11 protein-coding genes are annotated in these 15,852 nt (G+C 64.9%); 8 read left to right on the top strand and 3 right to left on the bottom strand.

Annotation, left to right across the window (positions count from 1 at the left end):
• Positions 1 to 231 precede the first annotated feature (231 nt).
• From PQR32_RS15905 to PQR32_RS15875, 7 genes are all read left to right on the top strand, one after another.
• Positions 232 to 2,538 carry a putative bifunctional diguanylate cyclase/phosphodiesterase gene (locus PQR32_RS15905; protein ID WP_408228328.1) on the top strand — a complete coding sequence of 769 codons (2,307 nt, stop codon included), beginning with the start codon at positions 232 to 234 and terminating at the stop codon, positions 2,536 to 2,538.
• A gap of 222 nt (positions 2,539 to 2,760) precedes the next feature.
• Entirely contained in the window at positions 2,761 to 2,949 is a 189-nt protein-coding gene (locus PQR32_RS15900) for a hypothetical protein (protein WP_012433618.1), read from the top strand.
• Positions 2,950 to 3,075: 126 nt separating this feature from the next.
• Positions 3,076 to 4,476 (top strand): FAD-containing oxidoreductase, encoded by a 1,401-nt coding sequence (locus PQR32_RS15895; RefSeq protein WP_408228325.1) that lies wholly within the window; start codon positions 3,076 to 3,078, stop codon positions 4,474 to 4,476.
• A gap of 27 nt (positions 4,477 to 4,503) precedes the next feature.
• Positions 4,504 to 4,854, top strand: a complete 351-nt coding sequence (locus PQR32_RS15890; RefSeq protein WP_408228322.1) for a cupin domain-containing protein — start codon at positions 4,504 to 4,506, stop codon at positions 4,852 to 4,854.
• Positions 4,855 to 4,990: 136 nt separating this feature from the next.
• On the top strand, positions 4,991 to 5,566 hold the full coding sequence (locus PQR32_RS15885; RefSeq protein WP_408228319.1) for a TMEM175 family protein: 576 nt from the start codon (positions 4,991 to 4,993) through the stop codon (positions 5,564 to 5,566).
• A 5-nt stretch (positions 5,567 to 5,571) separates the two neighbouring features.
• Positions 5,572 to 6,378 carry a hypothetical protein gene (locus tag PQR32_RS15880; protein WP_408228694.1) on the top strand — a complete coding sequence of 269 codons (807 nt, stop codon included), beginning with the start codon at positions 5,572 to 5,574 and terminating at the stop codon, positions 6,376 to 6,378.
• Between the two features lie 244 nt (positions 6,379 to 6,622).
• Positions 6,623 to 7,111: a metallophosphoesterase family protein gene (locus PQR32_RS15875; protein WP_408228316.1), complete on the top strand. Its 489-nt coding sequence runs from the start codon at positions 6,623 to 6,625 to the stop codon at positions 7,109 to 7,111.
• A 79-nt stretch (positions 7,112 to 7,190) separates the two neighbouring features.
• Here PQR32_RS15875 and proP read toward each other — a convergent pair whose 3' ends face one another.
• The 3 genes from proP to argA form a co-directional block, all read right to left on the bottom strand.
• Positions 7,191 to 8,693 (bottom strand): glycine betaine/L-proline transporter ProP, encoded by a 1,503-nt coding sequence (gene proP, locus PQR32_RS15870; protein WP_408228691.1) that lies wholly within the window; start codon positions 8,691 to 8,693, stop codon positions 7,191 to 7,193.
• 714 nt (positions 8,694 to 9,407) lie between these two features.
• Complete coding sequence (locus PQR32_RS15865; RefSeq protein ID WP_073427523.1) at positions 9,408 to 9,683, bottom strand: oxidative damage protection protein; 276 nt, start codon at positions 9,681 to 9,683, stop codon at positions 9,408 to 9,410.
• Between the two features lie 114 nt (positions 9,684 to 9,797).
• Positions 9,798 to 11,186 (bottom strand): amino-acid N-acetyltransferase, encoded by a 1,389-nt coding sequence (gene argA, locus PQR32_RS15860; protein ID WP_012433610.1) that lies wholly within the window; start codon positions 11,184 to 11,186, stop codon positions 9,798 to 9,800.
• 23 nt (positions 11,187 to 11,209) lie between these two features.
• Here argA and hrpA point away from each other — a divergent pair, with 23 nt between their 5' ends.
• On the top strand, positions 11,210 to 15,811 hold the full coding sequence (gene hrpA / locus PQR32_RS15855) for an ATP-dependent RNA helicase HrpA (protein WP_408228312.1): 4,602 nt from the start codon (positions 11,210 to 11,212) through the stop codon (positions 15,809 to 15,811).
• Positions 15,812 to 15,852 lie beyond the last annotated feature (41 nt).

Genomic DNA, 15,852 nt, shown 5'->3' with positions numbered 1-15,852 from the left:
GTTCCGCCTTCGCAACAGGCGGTAGCGGAGCCCGAAATCCTGCCTACGCGGCGCCCGCTCGCGGCGCCATCACCCGCTCCAGCACGGCCATTGCACTGTTAGCCCCAGCAATCGACCGGCTCAATTAGCCAACCCGTCTGCGACACGCGACGAATTAAATTCGCCGGCCTCGCGTAAACCCCCGTGTGCCGCGTACACTAAGTTGCCGATGTCGGGTTAGGGGGCGCACATATGACTTGCGAAGCGACATCAGAAAACACGCTGGGAGCAGCGCCTGAAGGCCGCTATGGATCGAATCTCGCCGAAGGGGTGCTGGCGTCGGAGCGCACGGTGTTGCGGTTGATCACCCGCAACACGCCGCTGCCAGAATTGCTCGACGAAGTATGCCGCCGCGCGGAAGCGCTGCTGGGGGAAGGCGCGTCCTGTTCAATCCTGTTGCTCGACCCCGACGGCGTGCACGCCAGAGTGGGCGGCGCGCCGTCGATGCCGGCGCACTTCAGCGCGGCGATCGACGGAGCCGCGATCGGTCCACGGGTCGGCTCGTGCGGCACCGCGATGTACGAGCGGCGCCTCGTCGTCGTCGAGGATATCGAAACCGATCCGCTGTGGGCCGACTTCCGGCACCTCGCGCTGCCGCTCGGCTTGCGGGCCTGCTGGTCGGTGCCCTTTGAAAACGATTCCGGCGTGGTGCTCGGCGCCTTCGCGGTGTACTACCGCGTGCCCCGCCGTCCGAGTGACGAGGAAGAAGCGATGCTGCGCGACATCGGCCACAGCGTCGGCCTCGCCGTGCATCAGGACACCATGGTTCAGCGCCTCGCGCACAGCGAGGAGCATCACCGGCTGGTGGTCGATCATCTGATCGAAGGGATTGTCGTGCAGTCGCGCGGGGGCATCGTGCTCGCCTGCAATCCGAGCGCGCAGCGCATTTTGCGCGCGACCCCGCAGATCGTCGGCCGCAGTATTCATACGGTGATGGTGCGCGCGTATCACGAGGACGGCTCGCTCGTCGCCGACACGGCCCGTCCGACCGCCCAGGTGCTGACAACCGGCAAACCCGTGCTCGGCGTCACGATCGGCGTGGAACTGATCGGCGGCGACATCGTCTGGATCACCGAGAACGTCGTGCCGATCATCAAGCCGGGCGAGAGCGAACCCAGTTCGGTGCTGATTTCGTTCACCGACATCGGACCCGTGCGCGAGGCGCAGCGCCAACTCAAATTCCTCGCCACCCGAGATTCGCTCACCGGCCTCTACAACCGCGCCTATCTCACGGAGCGGATGCGTGATCTGTTCACGCCGGACATGTCGTCCGGCATGGGCGAACTGGCGAGCGTCGCTGTGCTGTTCGTCGACCTGGACGGCTTCAAGAAAGTCAACGACACCGCCGGCCACGAGGCTGGCGATTCCCTGCTCTGCAGCGTGGCGGAGCGTCTCTCGGCGTGCATCTCGCCCGAGGACACGCTCGCGCGCGTGGGCGGCGACGAGTTCGTGATCGTGGTCAGCGCGTATGAAAACACCGGGCATCTGATCGGCCTCGCGCGCCGCATCCTCGACATGATCGCGGTGCCGTTCGCGGTGGCGGACAACGAGTACTACCTGGGCGCTTCGATCGGCATCAGCCGCTTTCCCGAAGACGGCCAGGACGTCGCCACGCTCATGCGCAACGCCGATTCGGCGATGTATCACGCCAAGCAGCGCGGCCGCAACAACTTCCAGTTCTTCACCGCCGAGCTGAATCAGCATCTGCAGCGCCGCTTCACGATCGAGCAATCGCTGCGGCGCGCGCTCGCCGCCAACGAACTGAGCCTGGTGTACCAGCCGATCGTCGACAGCCACGACGGCCGCACGATCGGCGCGGAGGCGCTCCTGCGCTGGTACAACAGCGAGCTGGGCAATGTGTCGCCGGGGGAGTTCATCCCCGTGGCCGAAGATGCGGGGCTGATCGTCGAGATCGGCGACTTCGTGCTGGCGCGGGCCTGCGAGCAGGTGGCGCAATGGCGGCGCACGCTGGCGCCGGAGCTGATCGTCGCGGTGAACCTGTCGCCGCGGCAGTTCAACGACGGCCTGGTGGAGCGGATCGAACGCTGTCTCGCGCAGTCCGGGCTCGAGCCGACGGCGCTGGAGCTGGAGATCACCGAACGGCTGCTGATGAGCGACAGCGAAACCGTCCTGCCGATGCTGAGCGCGCTGAACGCCATGGGCGTGCGCATTTCCGTCGACGATTTCGGCACCGGCTATTCATCGTTGTCGTATCTGAAGCGCTTCCCGCTGCATAACCTGAAAATCGATCGCTCGTTCGTCGCGGGTTTGCCGGATCATCGCGATTCGATTGCGATTACCCAGGCGGTGGTGGCGATGGCGCACTCGCTCGGCATGAACGTCACCGCCGAAGGGGTGGAAACCGCTGAACAGGCGGCGTTCCTGCGCGCGATCGATTGCGACAAGCAGCAGGGCTATCTGTACAGCCGCCCGGTCGGGGCAAGCGCGTATGCCCGCAGTTTGTGGGACGCGCAGCTTAACGTGGCCGACGCCTCCTGAACCCGCCGTCGGCCCCGCACGCAGCCCGGACGCCTTGCCGGGCCGGCGAAAGCGGGCTTTCGCCGGCTGCGGCTGCGGGCATCCGGATTCGATTGTTCGGTTTGACAAACAAGTGACTTCGCGTTCCTGGTATTTATCCGCGAGGCCGGTCTCCCTAAAATCCTCCCATCGAAACGTAAATTGAGCGCGATGCCGAAGCGGCGTCGTGCGATGGGAGTTGTCATGCCAGCTTTAATCAGAGACCAGCTTTACCGGCCGTCCGTGGTCTTACCGATGGTCGCCCTCATGCAGGTGATGGTGTCGCAGGATTTCAATCTCGGCCAGGTCGGCTGGGTAATGGCATCCCGCGGCGCGCAGGCCGCGCTGCAACGTTCGCGCGAATTGATCTGCGCCGTGCATTGCCACGCCTGAGCACAACGGACGGAAAACAGCTGTCGTCCGCAACAATCCGCGGCAGTAGTGAGCGGCACAACATGGTGATTCCAGGGCCGAAGGGTAAGATGCTACGACCAGCACCCCAGCCTCGGGAGAGTTGCCATGCCACAGCACTTCGACGCAGTTGTGATCGGTACGGGACAAGGCGGCGCACCGCTCGCCGTGCGTCTCGGTCAAAGCGGCCGCAAAACTGCGGTCATTGAACGGGCTGCTTTTGGCGGCACCTGTGTGAACGTCGGCTGCACGCCGACCAAATCCTATGTGGCGAGCGCCCGCGCGGCGCATGTCGCGCGTCATTGCGCGGAACTCGGCGTGCAGGTGGGCGGCGCGATCAGCGTCGACCTGGCCGCCGTCAAGGCACGCAAGGACGAGATCATCGGGCAGTCGCGCGACGGCGTCGAGAAATGGCTGCGCGGCACGAAGAACGTGAGCGTGTTCAACGGCCACGCGCGTTTCACCGGACCCCATGCGCTTGCTATCAGCGGGCCGGACGGCAATCTGCTCGACGAAATCAGCGCCGACGAAATCTTCATCAATACGGGTACGCGCGCCGTCGTGCCGCCGCTCGACGGGCTCGAGCGGATTCGCTACTACACCAACTCCAACCTGCTCGACCTGACGGAATTGCCGGGTCATCTGGTGATTGTCGGCGCGAGTTATATCGCGCTCGAATTCGCGCAGATCTTTCGCCGCTTCGGCAGCCAGGTGACCGTGCTGGTGCGCGGCGAACGCGTGCTCACTCGCGAGGACGCCGATTTCGCCGACTCCGTGCACAAGGTGCTGGACCGCGAGGGCGTCGAGTTCCGCTTCGGCGTGCAGCCTTCGCGGGTCGAGCCGCATCCGCATCGCGAGAACGAAGTGTGCATCGGCTTCGAGCAGAACATTCCCGCGCTCGAAGCGTCGCACCTGCTATTTGCGACCGGCCGCGAGCCGAATACCGACGACCTCGGCCTCGCGGCCGCCGGCATCACGACGGACAAGCACGGCACGATTCCCGTCGACGGCCAGTTGCGCACCAACGTGCCGGGCGTGTGGGCGATCGGCGACGTCAACGGGCGCGGCGCCTTCACGCACACTTCCTACGACGACTACCAGATCGTCGTGGCCAATCTGCTCGACGGCGGCTCACGCAGCGTCGATACGCGGATCATGGCGTATGCGGTATTCGTCGATCCGCCGCTCGCACGCGTCGGCGCCTCCGAGGCCGAGGTGCGCAAGTCGGGCCGCGACGCGCTGATCGCCACCATGCCGATGACGCGAGTGGGCCGCGCGCGCGAACGCGGCGAGACCGACGGCTTCATGAAGGTGATGGTGGACAAGGAGAGCAAGCAGATTCTCGGGGCGGCGATCCACGGCATCGAAGGGGATGAGGCGATTCACACGTTCATCGACACCATGACGGCGGGCGCGCCGTATCCGACCTTGCAGTTCGCCATGCATATTCACCCGACCATCAGCGAACTGGTGCCGACCTTGCTCGATGGACTCAAGCCCATGAAGTGAGCGGCGCAGACAAGCGGAGCACGTAAGGTGAAGCCGGCAATCAGAAGCGGCAATCTGTTCGACCACGGCGCACCAGCGGGCGCGGACGAGCAGGTCGACACGTTCGTGGAGCAGGGTGGCGTGAGCATCGAGCGGATCGTCTCGATGGGGCATGCCAGCCCGCCGGGCTTCTGGTACGACAGTCCGCGCGCCGAGTGGGTCGTGCTGTTGAGCGGCGCGGCGGCGCTCGAATTCGAAGGCGAGGCCGAGCCGCATCCGATGAAGGCCGGCGATCATGTGCTGATCGACGCGCATTGCCGGCACCGGGTGACATGGACGAGCGATCAGGAGCCCAGCGTGTGGCTCGCCGTCTATTACCCGGACGGCACGTCAGCTTGAACACGGCACCTTGCCGATCGATCAGGCGCATCGACAAAGCGTTGGGCCATCGCGGATAATCGGCAACGGCGCGGGTCGTCTGCGGAATGCGGGCGAACGGTGCGCGCAACCGCATTCATCATCAGGAATCCAACCGATGGGCAAGGGACGTGTCGAAGCCTTCAGCGATGGCGTGATCGCCATCATCATCACGATCATGGTGCTCGAGTTGAAGGTGCCGGAAGGCTTCGATCTCGCCGCGCTGCGTCCGGTGCTCCCCGTGTTTTGCGCGTACGTGCTGAGCTTCATCTACGTCGGCATTTACTGGAACAATCATCATCACATGTTCCATGCCGTGCAGAAGGTCAACGGCGCGGTGCTGTGGGCCAACCTCCATCTGCTGTTCTGGCTGTCGCTGCTGCCGGCCGTCACGCATTGGGTCGGCGAAAACCATCTGGCCTCCTGGCCGACCGCGATGTACGGCGTGGTGCTGTTCATGTCGTCGATCGCGTACTTCATTCTGATGGGCGTGTTGATCCGCGAGCACGGCAAGGACTCGACCCTCGCCAAAGCGGTCGGCAACGACTTCAAGGGCAAGGTCTCGGTCGTGATCTATCTGGCGGGCATTGCGCTGGCGTTTGTCGTGCCGTGGGCTTCGGCCGCGCTTTATACGCTCGCTGCCGCGTGGTGGCTGGTGCCGGACCGGCGCATCGAACACGTGCTGGAATCGTAAGCGTGCTGCTCGCACTCAAGCTCGTGCTGGTGCCGGCGTTTCTCGCCGCGCTGACCGTGGCGGGGCGTGTGTGGGGCCCGTCGGTGGCGGGGTGGCTCGCGGGGCTGCCGGTAGTCGCCGGGCCGATCGTGTTGCTGCTCGCGCTGGAGCGTGGTCCGTCGTTCGCGGCGCAGGCGTCGGCGGCCTCGATCGCGGCGATTGCCGCGTCGGAAGCCTTCAATTTTGCGTATGCGTGGACCTGCCGGCGTGTCGCGTGGCCGCTCGCGCTGGTCGTCGGCATGGTGGGCTGGGTCGGCGTGGCCATCCTGCTCACGCAGCTTCCGGCGGGGCTCGCGTGGGCGGTGGCGGCAGCCTGTGTCGCCGTGACGGTGTCGCAAAGCGGCTTGCCGCGCGTGACCGGTCACGTGCCGGCGGCGCGCCTCGGACTCGGCGACCTCGCCGTGCGCATGCTCGCCGGCGCATTGCTGACGGTCGCGGTGACCACGCTGTCCACGTCGATGGGCGCGACCTGGAGCGGACTGCTCTCGGTCTTTCCCTTGCTCGGTATCGTGCTCGCGGTGTCGGCGCAGCGCGCGCACGGCGCGGACTTCGTCGCGTTGCTGATGCGCGGCATGGTGATCGGCCGCGCCTCGTTCGCGGCGTTCTTCGCCGTGACCGCGACGCTGCTGCCGCGGTACGGCGTGTGGCTGAGCTTTGCGTGCGCGGCACTGGTCTCGATCGTCGTGCACGGCGCGACGCGGCGGATGCTCGGCGCGAAGCGGCCGGCGCAACGCGTGCCGCATGAACTCACGGAGCAGCAGTCGGCGGATTGAGCGTGAGGGTCAACTGCGGCTTATCGCAGCTTTTGCGGTTCATCGCAGGTCGAAGCAGTTGGTAGCGGCACGAAGCGGCTCATAGCGCGTCAAGCGGTCGGTAGCGGCACGAAGCCTCTCGCAAGCGCCTCAAATCCGTTCGTAGTGGTTCGTTGCGGTTAATAGCGGCTCAAAAGCACGCGTAACGCCCGCTCATGCGAAACGACCGCGCACACGTTCCGCGCATTTGCCGGATACTGCCACCATGACTTTGAGCACTCGACAATCCCGACGCACACGAATCGGCCTGATCTCCGACACGCACAATCTCGTGCGTCCCGAGGCGTTGCAGTACCTCGCCGGTTGCGACGCGATCATTCACGCGGGGGATATCTGCAACGAGGCCGTACTCGAAGCGCTCAGGCGGATTGCACCGGTTACGGCAGTGCGCGGCAACAACGATACCGGCGACTGGGCCGCGTCGCTGCCGACCCACACGACGCTGACCGTGCAGCAAGTGACGATTCTCGTCGTGCATGACATCGCCGACGTGGGCGCCGATCCGCGCAGCCAGGGCATCAACGTAGTGATGACCGGCCATTCACACAAGCCGTCGATCAGCGAGCGCGACGGCGTGCTGTTCGTCAATCCGGGCAGCGCAGGGCCACGGCGTTTCAAACTGCCGATTTCGGCGGGGATCCTGATCGTCGAAGGTTCACACGCAAGCGCGAGCTTCGATTCGCTGGTGCCATAAAAAACGGGCCGGCAAATTTGCCGGCCCGTTCTCCCACAACTTTGCGGACAAGCCGCGCTAACAGTTAAGCACCCAGCACTCAGGCACGCGCCGTAGCCGTAGCCGCATAGCCTTCGTCCATCTCCTCGGCTTCACGCTCGCCGCGCAGCACGGCATGTGCTTCCGCACGCGTCGCCACGCACGGGCCCGAGCCGAGCAGCGGCTTGCGGGCGGTTTCGCGCAGCGCCATCACCGAGACGATGCCGATCAGCGACGCGCCCATCAGGTAGTACGCGGGCATCATCAGATTGCCGGTACGGTCGACCAGCCACGCCGTCACGAGCGGCGTCGTACCGCCGAACAGCGACACCGAAATATTGAAACCGATCGCGAGCGCGCCGTAGCGGATCTTGGTCGGGAACAGCGCCGGCAGCGCCGACGGCATCACGCCGGTAAAGCACGACAGCAGCACGCCGAGAATCATCAGGCCGCCGAAGACCGGCAGCACGGTGCCCATGCGGATCAGCAGCAGGGCGGGAATCGACAGCGCGAACAGACCCACGCAACCGAACAGCATCACCGGCTTGCGGCCGATCGTGTCGGACAGGCGGCCGGCGGCGAGCGTCATCGGCATCATCAGCACCATCACGAGCAGCACGAGGAACAGGCCGTGCGCTTCGTTGAAGTGCAGCGTGGCCGACAGATAGCTCGGCAGATACGAGAGCGCCATGTAGTCAGTGACGTTGAAGATCAGCACGAGGCCGACGCACAGCAGCAGCGGCTTCCATTGCTGCATGAGCAACTCGCGGAACGACTGCTTCGGCACGGCCTTGTCTTCGGCTTCGCGTTGCTCGGCCTGCTTCTTGAACGCGGGCGTTTCTTCGAGCTTCATCCGGATGTACAGACCCACCAGACCCAGCGGACCGGCGATCAGGAACGGCACACGCCAGCCCCACGAGAGCAGCGCGTCGTTCGAGAGCGTCGCGGTCAGCACCGCCACCGTACCCGCGCCGAGCACGTAGCCGATCAGCGTGCCGAACTCGAGGAAGCTGCCCATGAAACCGCGGCGCTTGTCGGTCGAGAATTCGGCGATGAAGGTCGCCGCGCCGCCGTACTCGCCGCCGGTCGAGAAGCCTTGCACCAGACGCGCCACCAGCAGCAGCACCGGCGCGAAAATGCCGATCGTCGTGTAACTCGGAATCAGACCGATCGCGAAGGTGCCGAGCGCCATCATGATCATGGTCATGGCGAGCACGCGCTGTCGGCCGATGCGGTCGCCCAGCGGCCCGAACACCATGCCGCCGACCGGCCGCACGAGGAACGCCGCGGCGAACGTGCCGAAGGTGGCGATCAACTGCGCGGCGGGACTCGCCGACGGGAAGAACACTTTGCCGAGCGTGACAGCGATGTAGCTGTACACGCCGAAATCGAACCATTCCATCGCGTTGCCGAGCGCCATGGCGCCGACGGCCCGCTTGAGGAGAGATTTGTCGACGACGGTGATGTCGTCGAGAGAGAGGCGTTGTTCTTCTTTGTGGTGTCGCCAGAAGCCGTTGCTGGAAGCGGTCAAGGTGAAAACTCCAATGACTGCGACGAAACTCATGATGCGCATGAACGTTCCGCCACGGTTGCTGGGAAGTGCGGTTTCGCGAGCCAAGGCGATAGCGTCTCCGTCGCCGTTGAAGGGCGACCGAGCTGGGCGCGATGGAAAACAGAACGCCCGTGCCTCGCGAGACATGTCGCGAAAAAACACTCGTCTAGATTGTGCTGACTGTTGCACCTGCGTGGCCGTGGAAGGGGGGCAGGTGCATGAGGACGCTGGGGTGGCTGAAAGCTGGCCCATGCGCCGCTGGAAGGCTTGAAACGAAAAAGGCCGGTGCTTTATTCGCCGCTCATGGGGTCCATGAAGGGGCGCATGAAACGGGGAAGCGACCGACGAGCCTTCTTGTATAAAAACTGTTCAATTTCGGCATGGCACACGCACTGCGCGCCAATCTGAAGAGAACGTGAATGAAGGTGAAATGCTGTTGGAACGAGGCACATGATAGCACGATAACAGAGGATCGTGCAAACCCGGTGTCCGGTGGGGAGCTTTGCGAAGGCGCTCAATCCCTTGCGGGGCGGGGGATCGAGCGGATCCTGGCAGTCTGGAAAAGGGGCTTAAAACGGCGCGGAAATGTACCGTCTGGAGAGTTTCGTGGGGGCGCTGGAGCGGCCACGCCGGGTCGATTTTAGTGGCGAGGCACGACGGCGCAGACGAAAAAAATCCGCGCCCACGGCGCGGATTTCGTTGATGCAGCCTGAAGCGCGAAAGCGTTCACTCAGCCGACGGCGGCACATAACCCTGCGCCGTGTCCGCGCCTTCGCCGAAGAAGAACTTTTCGGTCTGCTTCATCAGGTATTGGCGTGCGCGCGGATCAGCCATGTTCAGGCGGTTTTCGTTGATCAGCATGGTTTGCTGCTTCAACCAGGCCTGCCAGGCTTCCTTCGAAATGCTTTCGTAGATCCGCTTGCCGAGTTCGCCCGGCAGCGGCGGGAAATCGAGGCCTTCGGCTTCCTTGCCGAGCTTCGCGCATTGAACCATACGAGTCATGCTGTGCTTCTCCTTTGTCGACCGGAGTTAGTGCTTCAGCACTTTTACTCCGGTCCCATAAAAAATGGTTGTTGTGTCAATGTCGGGGCGGGCAGTCGCTTTATATGAGGCCGCTCAGAGCTGTTTCATCAGCACGAGCGACTTGCGCTGCCAGTTATAGAGTCTGCGGCGGTCTTCCGGCAGGTCGTCGACCGTGACTTTGACGAAGCCGCGCTTGAGGAACCAGTGTTCGGTACGCGTGGTGAGCACGAAAATGCGCGTCAGGCCGCGCGCCCGCGCGCGTTGCTCGATGCGCTTCAACAGCCGTTCGCCGTCGCCGGTGCCTTGCGCTTCGGGGGCGACCGTCAGGCACGCCATTTCGCCGATGCGCTCCTGCGTGTACGGATACAGCGCCGCGCAGCCGAACAGCACGCCATCGTGCTCGATCACCGAGAAGTGGTCGATGTCGCGTTCGATCTGGTGACGGCCGCGCCGCACCAGCGTGCCGTCCGATTCGAGCGGCTCGATCAGCGCGAGAATGCCGCCGACGTCGTCCGGCGTGGCTTCGCGCAGGCTTTCGAGGTTCTCGTACGAGATCATCGTGCCCACGCCGTCGTGCAGGAACAGTTCGAGCAGCAGGCTGCCGTCGAGCGCGTAGGGGATGATGTGCGCCCGCGCCACGCCGCCGCGGCAGGCGCGAATCGAGTGCTTCAGGTAGAAGCCCGCGTCGCCGGTGACCTCGCCGCTTTCGTGCAGCTTGTAGGCGTCGTCGAGCGACAGTTCGCGCACCAGTACGGGGCCTTCTTCGCCGGCTTCCATCAGGCCCGGCGTTTCGGTCAGGAACACGATCTTGTCGGCGCGCAGGGCGATCGCCGCGGCGGACGCCACGTCTTCCATGGCCAGATTGAAGGCCTCGCCAGTGGGCGAGAAGCCGAGCGGCGAGAGCAGCACCAGCTTGCGGCTCGCGAGCGAGTGGCGGATCGAATCGGCGTCGATCTTGCGCACCACGCCGGTGTGGGCGAAATCGACACCGTCGAGAATGCCCACCGGCCGCGCCGTCACGAAGTTGCCCGACACCACGCTGATGTGCGCGTGCGCCATCGGCGTATTCGGCAAACCCTGGCTGATCGCGGCCTCGATATCCAGACGCACTTCGCCGGCCGCTTCTTTCGCGGATTCGAGCGCGCGTGCGTCCGTAATGCGCATGCCGTGCGAAAACTCGGACTCCACGCCGTGCAGGCTCATCTGTTCCTCGACCTGCGGGCGCGAGCCGTGCACCAGCACGATCTGGATGCCCATGGCCTGCAAGAGCGCGATGTCGGACACGAGCGCGTTCAGGAGCCCCTGATGCACCACCTCGCCGCCAAAGCCGACGACGAACGTCTTGTTGCGGAACGCATGGATGTAAGGGGCGACTGAGCGCATCCAGTCGACGAATTGCGCGTGCTGGGCGAGATCTTCCGTTGCTCCGGCGGGGGCCGGAGCGCTCGCGGGCGCGGGGACGAGGTCGGTTTGGGAATTCATGCCGGGGATTATAATGCGCCCCCATGTCGAATGTACCCAAAAGTCCCGCTGCGGCGAACGAGAATCCGGCGCCGGCCGCCGATCAACCGAAGGCCGGCGACGCGAAGCGCCGCGATGCGCAGGCCGCCGAACGCAACACGCCGCACACGGCGCGTGAGTCGCGGCGCGCCGCGGAAAATGCGCAGGCGCCGGCGCAGAAAAATGATTCCTCCCACAAGGCCCATCGCCAGGTAGGCGCTGAGGCCGCGAAACACGCCGGAGGCGGCGAGTCGCAATCGCCGCGCAGCGAGGAAGATCGGGGCGCAGGCCAAAACACGGGCCGTTCGCAGAAGCAGAGCGCCTCGCCGGGCCAGCAGAAACCGCGGCAAAGTGGCGAGCGGCGCGCTCGGCCTGTGAATCTGCCGGGCGGTAATCAGCAGAAAGGTGGCGGCCGTGGCGATCAGCCAGGTCTCGCGCCCCCTCGAGGCGGAGAGCAGCCGAGTCGCGCGACTGGGCAAGCCGGAGCACAACCGCGTCGCACGCCCGAGCAAGCCGGGGCATCGCGCCGGGAATCCGGCGGTGCGTCCGCGCAAAAATCGCAGGCAGCCAGCGACACCGAGCACAGCGCGAACCGCCGCGAACCGCAGCAGCCACGTGAGCCCCGTGCACCGCGCGCGCCGCGTGTAGTCGAGCCGAATCCGATTCCGCCGATTACTTACCCGGAAGCGTTGCCGGTTTCCGGCCGGCGCGAGGAAATCGCCAAAGCCATCGCCCAGAATCAGGTCGTGATCGTCTGCGGCGAGACCGGCTCCGGTAAAACCACCCAGCTGCCGAAAATCTGCCTCGAACTCGGGCGCGGGCTCGGCGCGGGTGGCTCGGGCCTGATCGGCCACACGCAGCCGCGCCGGATCGCCGCGTCGGCGACGGGCCGCCGCATCGCCGAAGAACTCGGCACACCGTTCGGCGAAGTGGTCGGCTACAAGGTGCGCTTCACCGACAATCTGTCGCCGGGCGCCTCCGTCAAGCTGATGACCGACGGTATCCTGCTCGCCGAAACGCAGACGGATCCGCTGCTGAAAGCGTACGACACGCTAATCATCGACGAGGCGCACGAGCGCAGCCTGAACATCGACTTTCTGCTCGGCTATCTGAAGGAAATTCTCGTCAAGCGGCCCGATCTGAAGCTGATCGTGACCTCGGCGACGATCGACGCGGACCGTTTCGCGCGACACTTCGGCAGCGAAGAGAAGCCCGCGCCGGTGATCGAGGTGAGCGGGCGGCTTTATCCCGTCGAGGTGCGCTACCGTCCGGTCGCGGAAGACAGCCCCGCCGTGAAGGCCGCGGAAGGCAATGCGTCGTCCGCGCCGCGCGGCGACCGGCCGAAAACCCAGCGCGAAACCGATCGCGATCTGATGGACGCCATCGTCGACGCCGTCGACGAACTCTGTCGCGAAGGTCCCGGCGACGTGCTCGTGTTCCTGCCCGGCGAGCGCGAAATCCGCGACGCCGCCGAGGCGCTGCGCAAGCATCATCCGCCGCATACGGAAATCCTGCCGCTGTTCGCGCGGCTTTCCGCGGCCGAACAGGAACGCGTGTTCCGCACTTCGAACGCGCGCCGCATCGTGCTGGCCACCAACGTAGCCGAAACCTCGCTGACGGTGCCGGGCATTCGGTATGTGGTCGACACCGGCCTCGCGCGCGTGAAGCGGTACTCGTATCGCAACAAGGTCGAGCAGTTGCAAGTCGAGTCGATTTCACAGGCCGCCGCGAATCAGCGGGCCGGGCGTTGCGGCCGCGTGGCCGACGGCATCTGCATTCGCCTCTACGAGGAAAGCGACTATCAAGGCCGCGTGCGCTTCACCGATCCGGAGATTTTGCGCTCGTCGCTGGCGTCGGTGATTCTGCGCATGAAGTCGCTGCATCTGACGGCAATCGAGACGTTCCCGTTCATCGAGCCGCCGCCGGGTCGCGCAATCGCCGACGGCTATCAGTTACTCAACGAACTGGGCGCCGTCGACGACGACAACCAGCTCACGTCGCTCGGCCGCGAACTCGCGCGCCTGCCACTCGACCCGCGTGTCGGCCGGATGATTCTTGCCGCGCGCGACCAGCAGGCGCTCAAGGAAGTGCTGATCATCGCGAGCGCGTTGTCCGTGCAGGATCCGCGCGACCGGCCGATTGAAGCGCAGGAGCAGGCCGACCAGGCGCATCGCCGTTTCGCCGACGAGCGCTCCGAATTCCTGCAGTGGCTGAAAATCTGGAACTGGTTCGAAGAAGCGATCGCGCACAAGAAGTCGAACAAGCAATTGCACGAGGAGTGCCGCAAGAACTTCCTGTCGCAACTGCGCTTGCGCGAATGGCGCGATGTGCATTCGCAACTGCTGACCGTGGTGCGCGAGCACGGCTGGCGGCTGAACGAAGCAGAAGCGACTTTCGAGCAGATCCATCTCGCGCTGCTGACGGGCTTGCTCGGCAACATCGGCCTGAAAGCCGACGACGAGCCGTATTACCTCGGCGCGCGCGCCATCAAGTTCTATCTGTGGCCGGGCTCGGCGCTGGTGAAGAAAGCCGGCAAGTGGGCGATGGCCGCCGAACTGGTCGAGACGAGCCGGCTGTACGCGCGTTGTATTGCGAAGATCGAGCCGGAGTGGATCGAGAGGATCGGCGCGCATCTGTTGAAGAAGTCGCTCTCCGAGCCGCATTGGGAGAAGCGCGCGGCGCAGGTCTCGGCGTTCGAGCGCGCGGTGCTGTACGGGCTGCCGATCTATCACCGGCGGCGCGTGAGCTTCGGCAAACAGGATCCGGCGCGCGCCCGCGAGCTGTTCATTCGCGGCGCGCTGGTAGAAGGCGAGTTCGACACGAAGCTCGCGTTCTTCGCGCACAACCGCAAGCTGCTCGCCGATATCGAGCAACTCGAACACAAGTCGCGCCGCCAGGACGTACTGGTCGACGACGAACTGATTTTCGCCTACTACGATCAGGCGCTGCCGAAGGGCATTTACACCGGCGCGTCGTTCGAGCGCTGGTATCGCGACGAGGTGAAAAAGAGCGGCCAGCCGGAAGACAAGCTGCGCCTGCTGTATTTGTCGCGTGACGACTTGATGCGGCACGAAGCCGCCGGCGTGACCACCGATCTTTTCCCGAAACGGATGACGATGGCGGGCGTCGAAATGGCGCTCACCTATCACTTCGAGCCGGGTTCGCCGCGCGACGGCGTGACGCTCGCCGTGCCGCTGTATGCGCTGAATCAGGTCGATGCGCGGCGCTGCGAATGGCTCGTGCCCGGCATGCTGAAGGAGAAGACGCAACTGCTGCTGAAGTCCTTGCCGCAGAAGCTGCGCCGTCATTGCGTGCCGCTGCCCGAGTACGCGGCGGGTTTCGTCGACCGGCACAGCGGTCCGCGCTTCGGCGCGGGCGGTTTGCTCGAGTCGCTGATCGCCGATATTCGCGAGCAGACCCAGGTCGCGATGAAGCAGTCGGACTTCAAGCTCGAGACCTTGCCGCCGCATCTGTTCATGAACTTCAAGGTCGTCGACGAGCATGGGCGCCAGCTCGCGATGGGCCGCAACATGTCGCAACTGCGCGCCGAACTCGGCGGCCAGGCGCAGCAGCATTTTCAGAAGATCGCGTCGAGTGCTGCTGGCGCGGCGTTGGCGGATGCGGGCGGCGGCGGTGTGGCGACGCCGTCGCAAGCGTCCGGTGGCGCGGCCGGTGCAGGCGCGCAGCGAGGCAAGGGTGGTGCCGCCGTGCCAGGTCCGCAGACCGCAGCGCAAGCCGGCGCGCAGGGCACGGCGCTGTATGAAAAGCTGACGACGTGGAATTTCGGCAAGCTGCCCGAGTTGCTCGAAATCCGTCGTGGCGGGCAGACGCTGTTCGGTTATCCGGCGCTGGTGGATCGCGTCACGCATTGCGACGTCGAAGTGTTCGATTCACCGGACGAAGCCGCGCGGATTCATCGCGCGGGATTGCGCCGGCTGTTCGCGTTGCAGTTGAAGGAGCCGATCAAGTATCTGGAAAAGAATCTGCCGGGTCTGCGCGAAATGGCGATGCAGTTCATGCCGCGCGGCACGCAGGAAGAGTTGCGCGATCAACTGATCGATACCGCGCTCGACCGCGCCTGTCTGCAAGACCCATTGCCCGACGACGACGTCAGTTTCCACACCCGCCGCGACGAAGGCCGCAGCCGCCTGACCTTGCTGGCTCAGGAAATTGCCCGGCTGGTCGGGCAGATTCTGAGCGAATACGCGACCGTGGCGAAGAAGCTGGTGCAGGCGAAGTCGTTCACGGCGGCGCACGCCGATCTGCAGAACCAGCTCGACGGACTGATCGGCAAGCGCTTCGTCGTCGACACGCCGTACGCACAACTGGCGCATTTCCCGCGCTATCTGAAAGGGATCGCGCTGCGCATTGATAAGCTGAAGGCGGACTCCGCGCGCGACGCCCGGCAGTTCGCCGAATTCCAGCCGCTGCTGCAGAACTATCAGCGCGAGGGGGCGCAACGCGGGGGCGTGCTGGATCCGCGCTTGTCGGAGTTCCGCTGGTTGTTGGAGGAACTGCGGATCTCGCTGTTTGCTCAGGAGTTGCGTACGCCGATGCCGGTTTCGGTGAAGCGGCTTTACAAGGTGTGGGAGTCGATGCAGCGGTGATCGAAACGGCAGGAGCCGCCGCGCGTGGGCGGCTTCGGTCA

The organism is Paraburkholderia dipogonis (assembly GCF_046027395.1).
GTDB classification, from domain to species: Bacteria; Pseudomonadota; Gammaproteobacteria; order Burkholderiales; family Burkholderiaceae; genus Paraburkholderia; species Paraburkholderia dipogonis_A.
The sequence above is the reverse complement of the archived record's forward strand: the minus strand, read 5'-3'. Positions and strand labels throughout refer to the sequence as shown.

Bases quoted from the DNA above. Each gene is read 5' to 3' on its own strand.
- PQR32_RS15905 (WP_408228328.1), top strand. From the start codon at position 232: ATGACTTGCGAAGCGACATCAGAAAACACGCTGGGAGCAGCGCCTGAA.
- PQR32_RS15900 (WP_012433618.1), top strand. From the start codon at position 2,761: ATGCCAGCTTTAATCAGAGACCAGCTTTACCGGCCGTCCGTGGTCTTA.
- PQR32_RS15895 (WP_408228325.1), top strand. From the start codon at position 3,076: ATGCCACAGCACTTCGACGCAGTTGTGATCGGTACGGGACAAGGCGGC.
- PQR32_RS15885 (WP_408228319.1), top strand. From the start codon at position 4,991: ATGGGCAAGGGACGTGTCGAAGCCTTCAGCGATGGCGTGATCGCCATC.
- PQR32_RS15875 (WP_408228316.1), top strand. From the start codon at position 6,623: ATGACTTTGAGCACTCGACAATCCCGACGCACACGAATCGGCCTGATC.
- proP (WP_408228691.1), bottom strand. From the start codon at position 8,693: ATGAGTTTCGTCGCAGTCATTGGAGTTTTCACCTTGACCGCTTCCAGC.
- PQR32_RS15865 (WP_073427523.1), bottom strand. From the start codon at position 9,683: ATGACTCGTATGGTTCAATGCGCGAAGCTCGGCAAGGAAGCCGAAGGC.
- argA (WP_012433610.1), bottom strand. From the start codon at position 11,186: ATGAATTCCCAAACCGACCTCGTCCCCGCGCCCGCGAGCGCTCCGGCC.
- hrpA (WP_408228312.1), top strand. From the start codon at position 11,210: ATGTCGAATGTACCCAAAAGTCCCGCTGCGGCGAACGAGAATCCGGCG.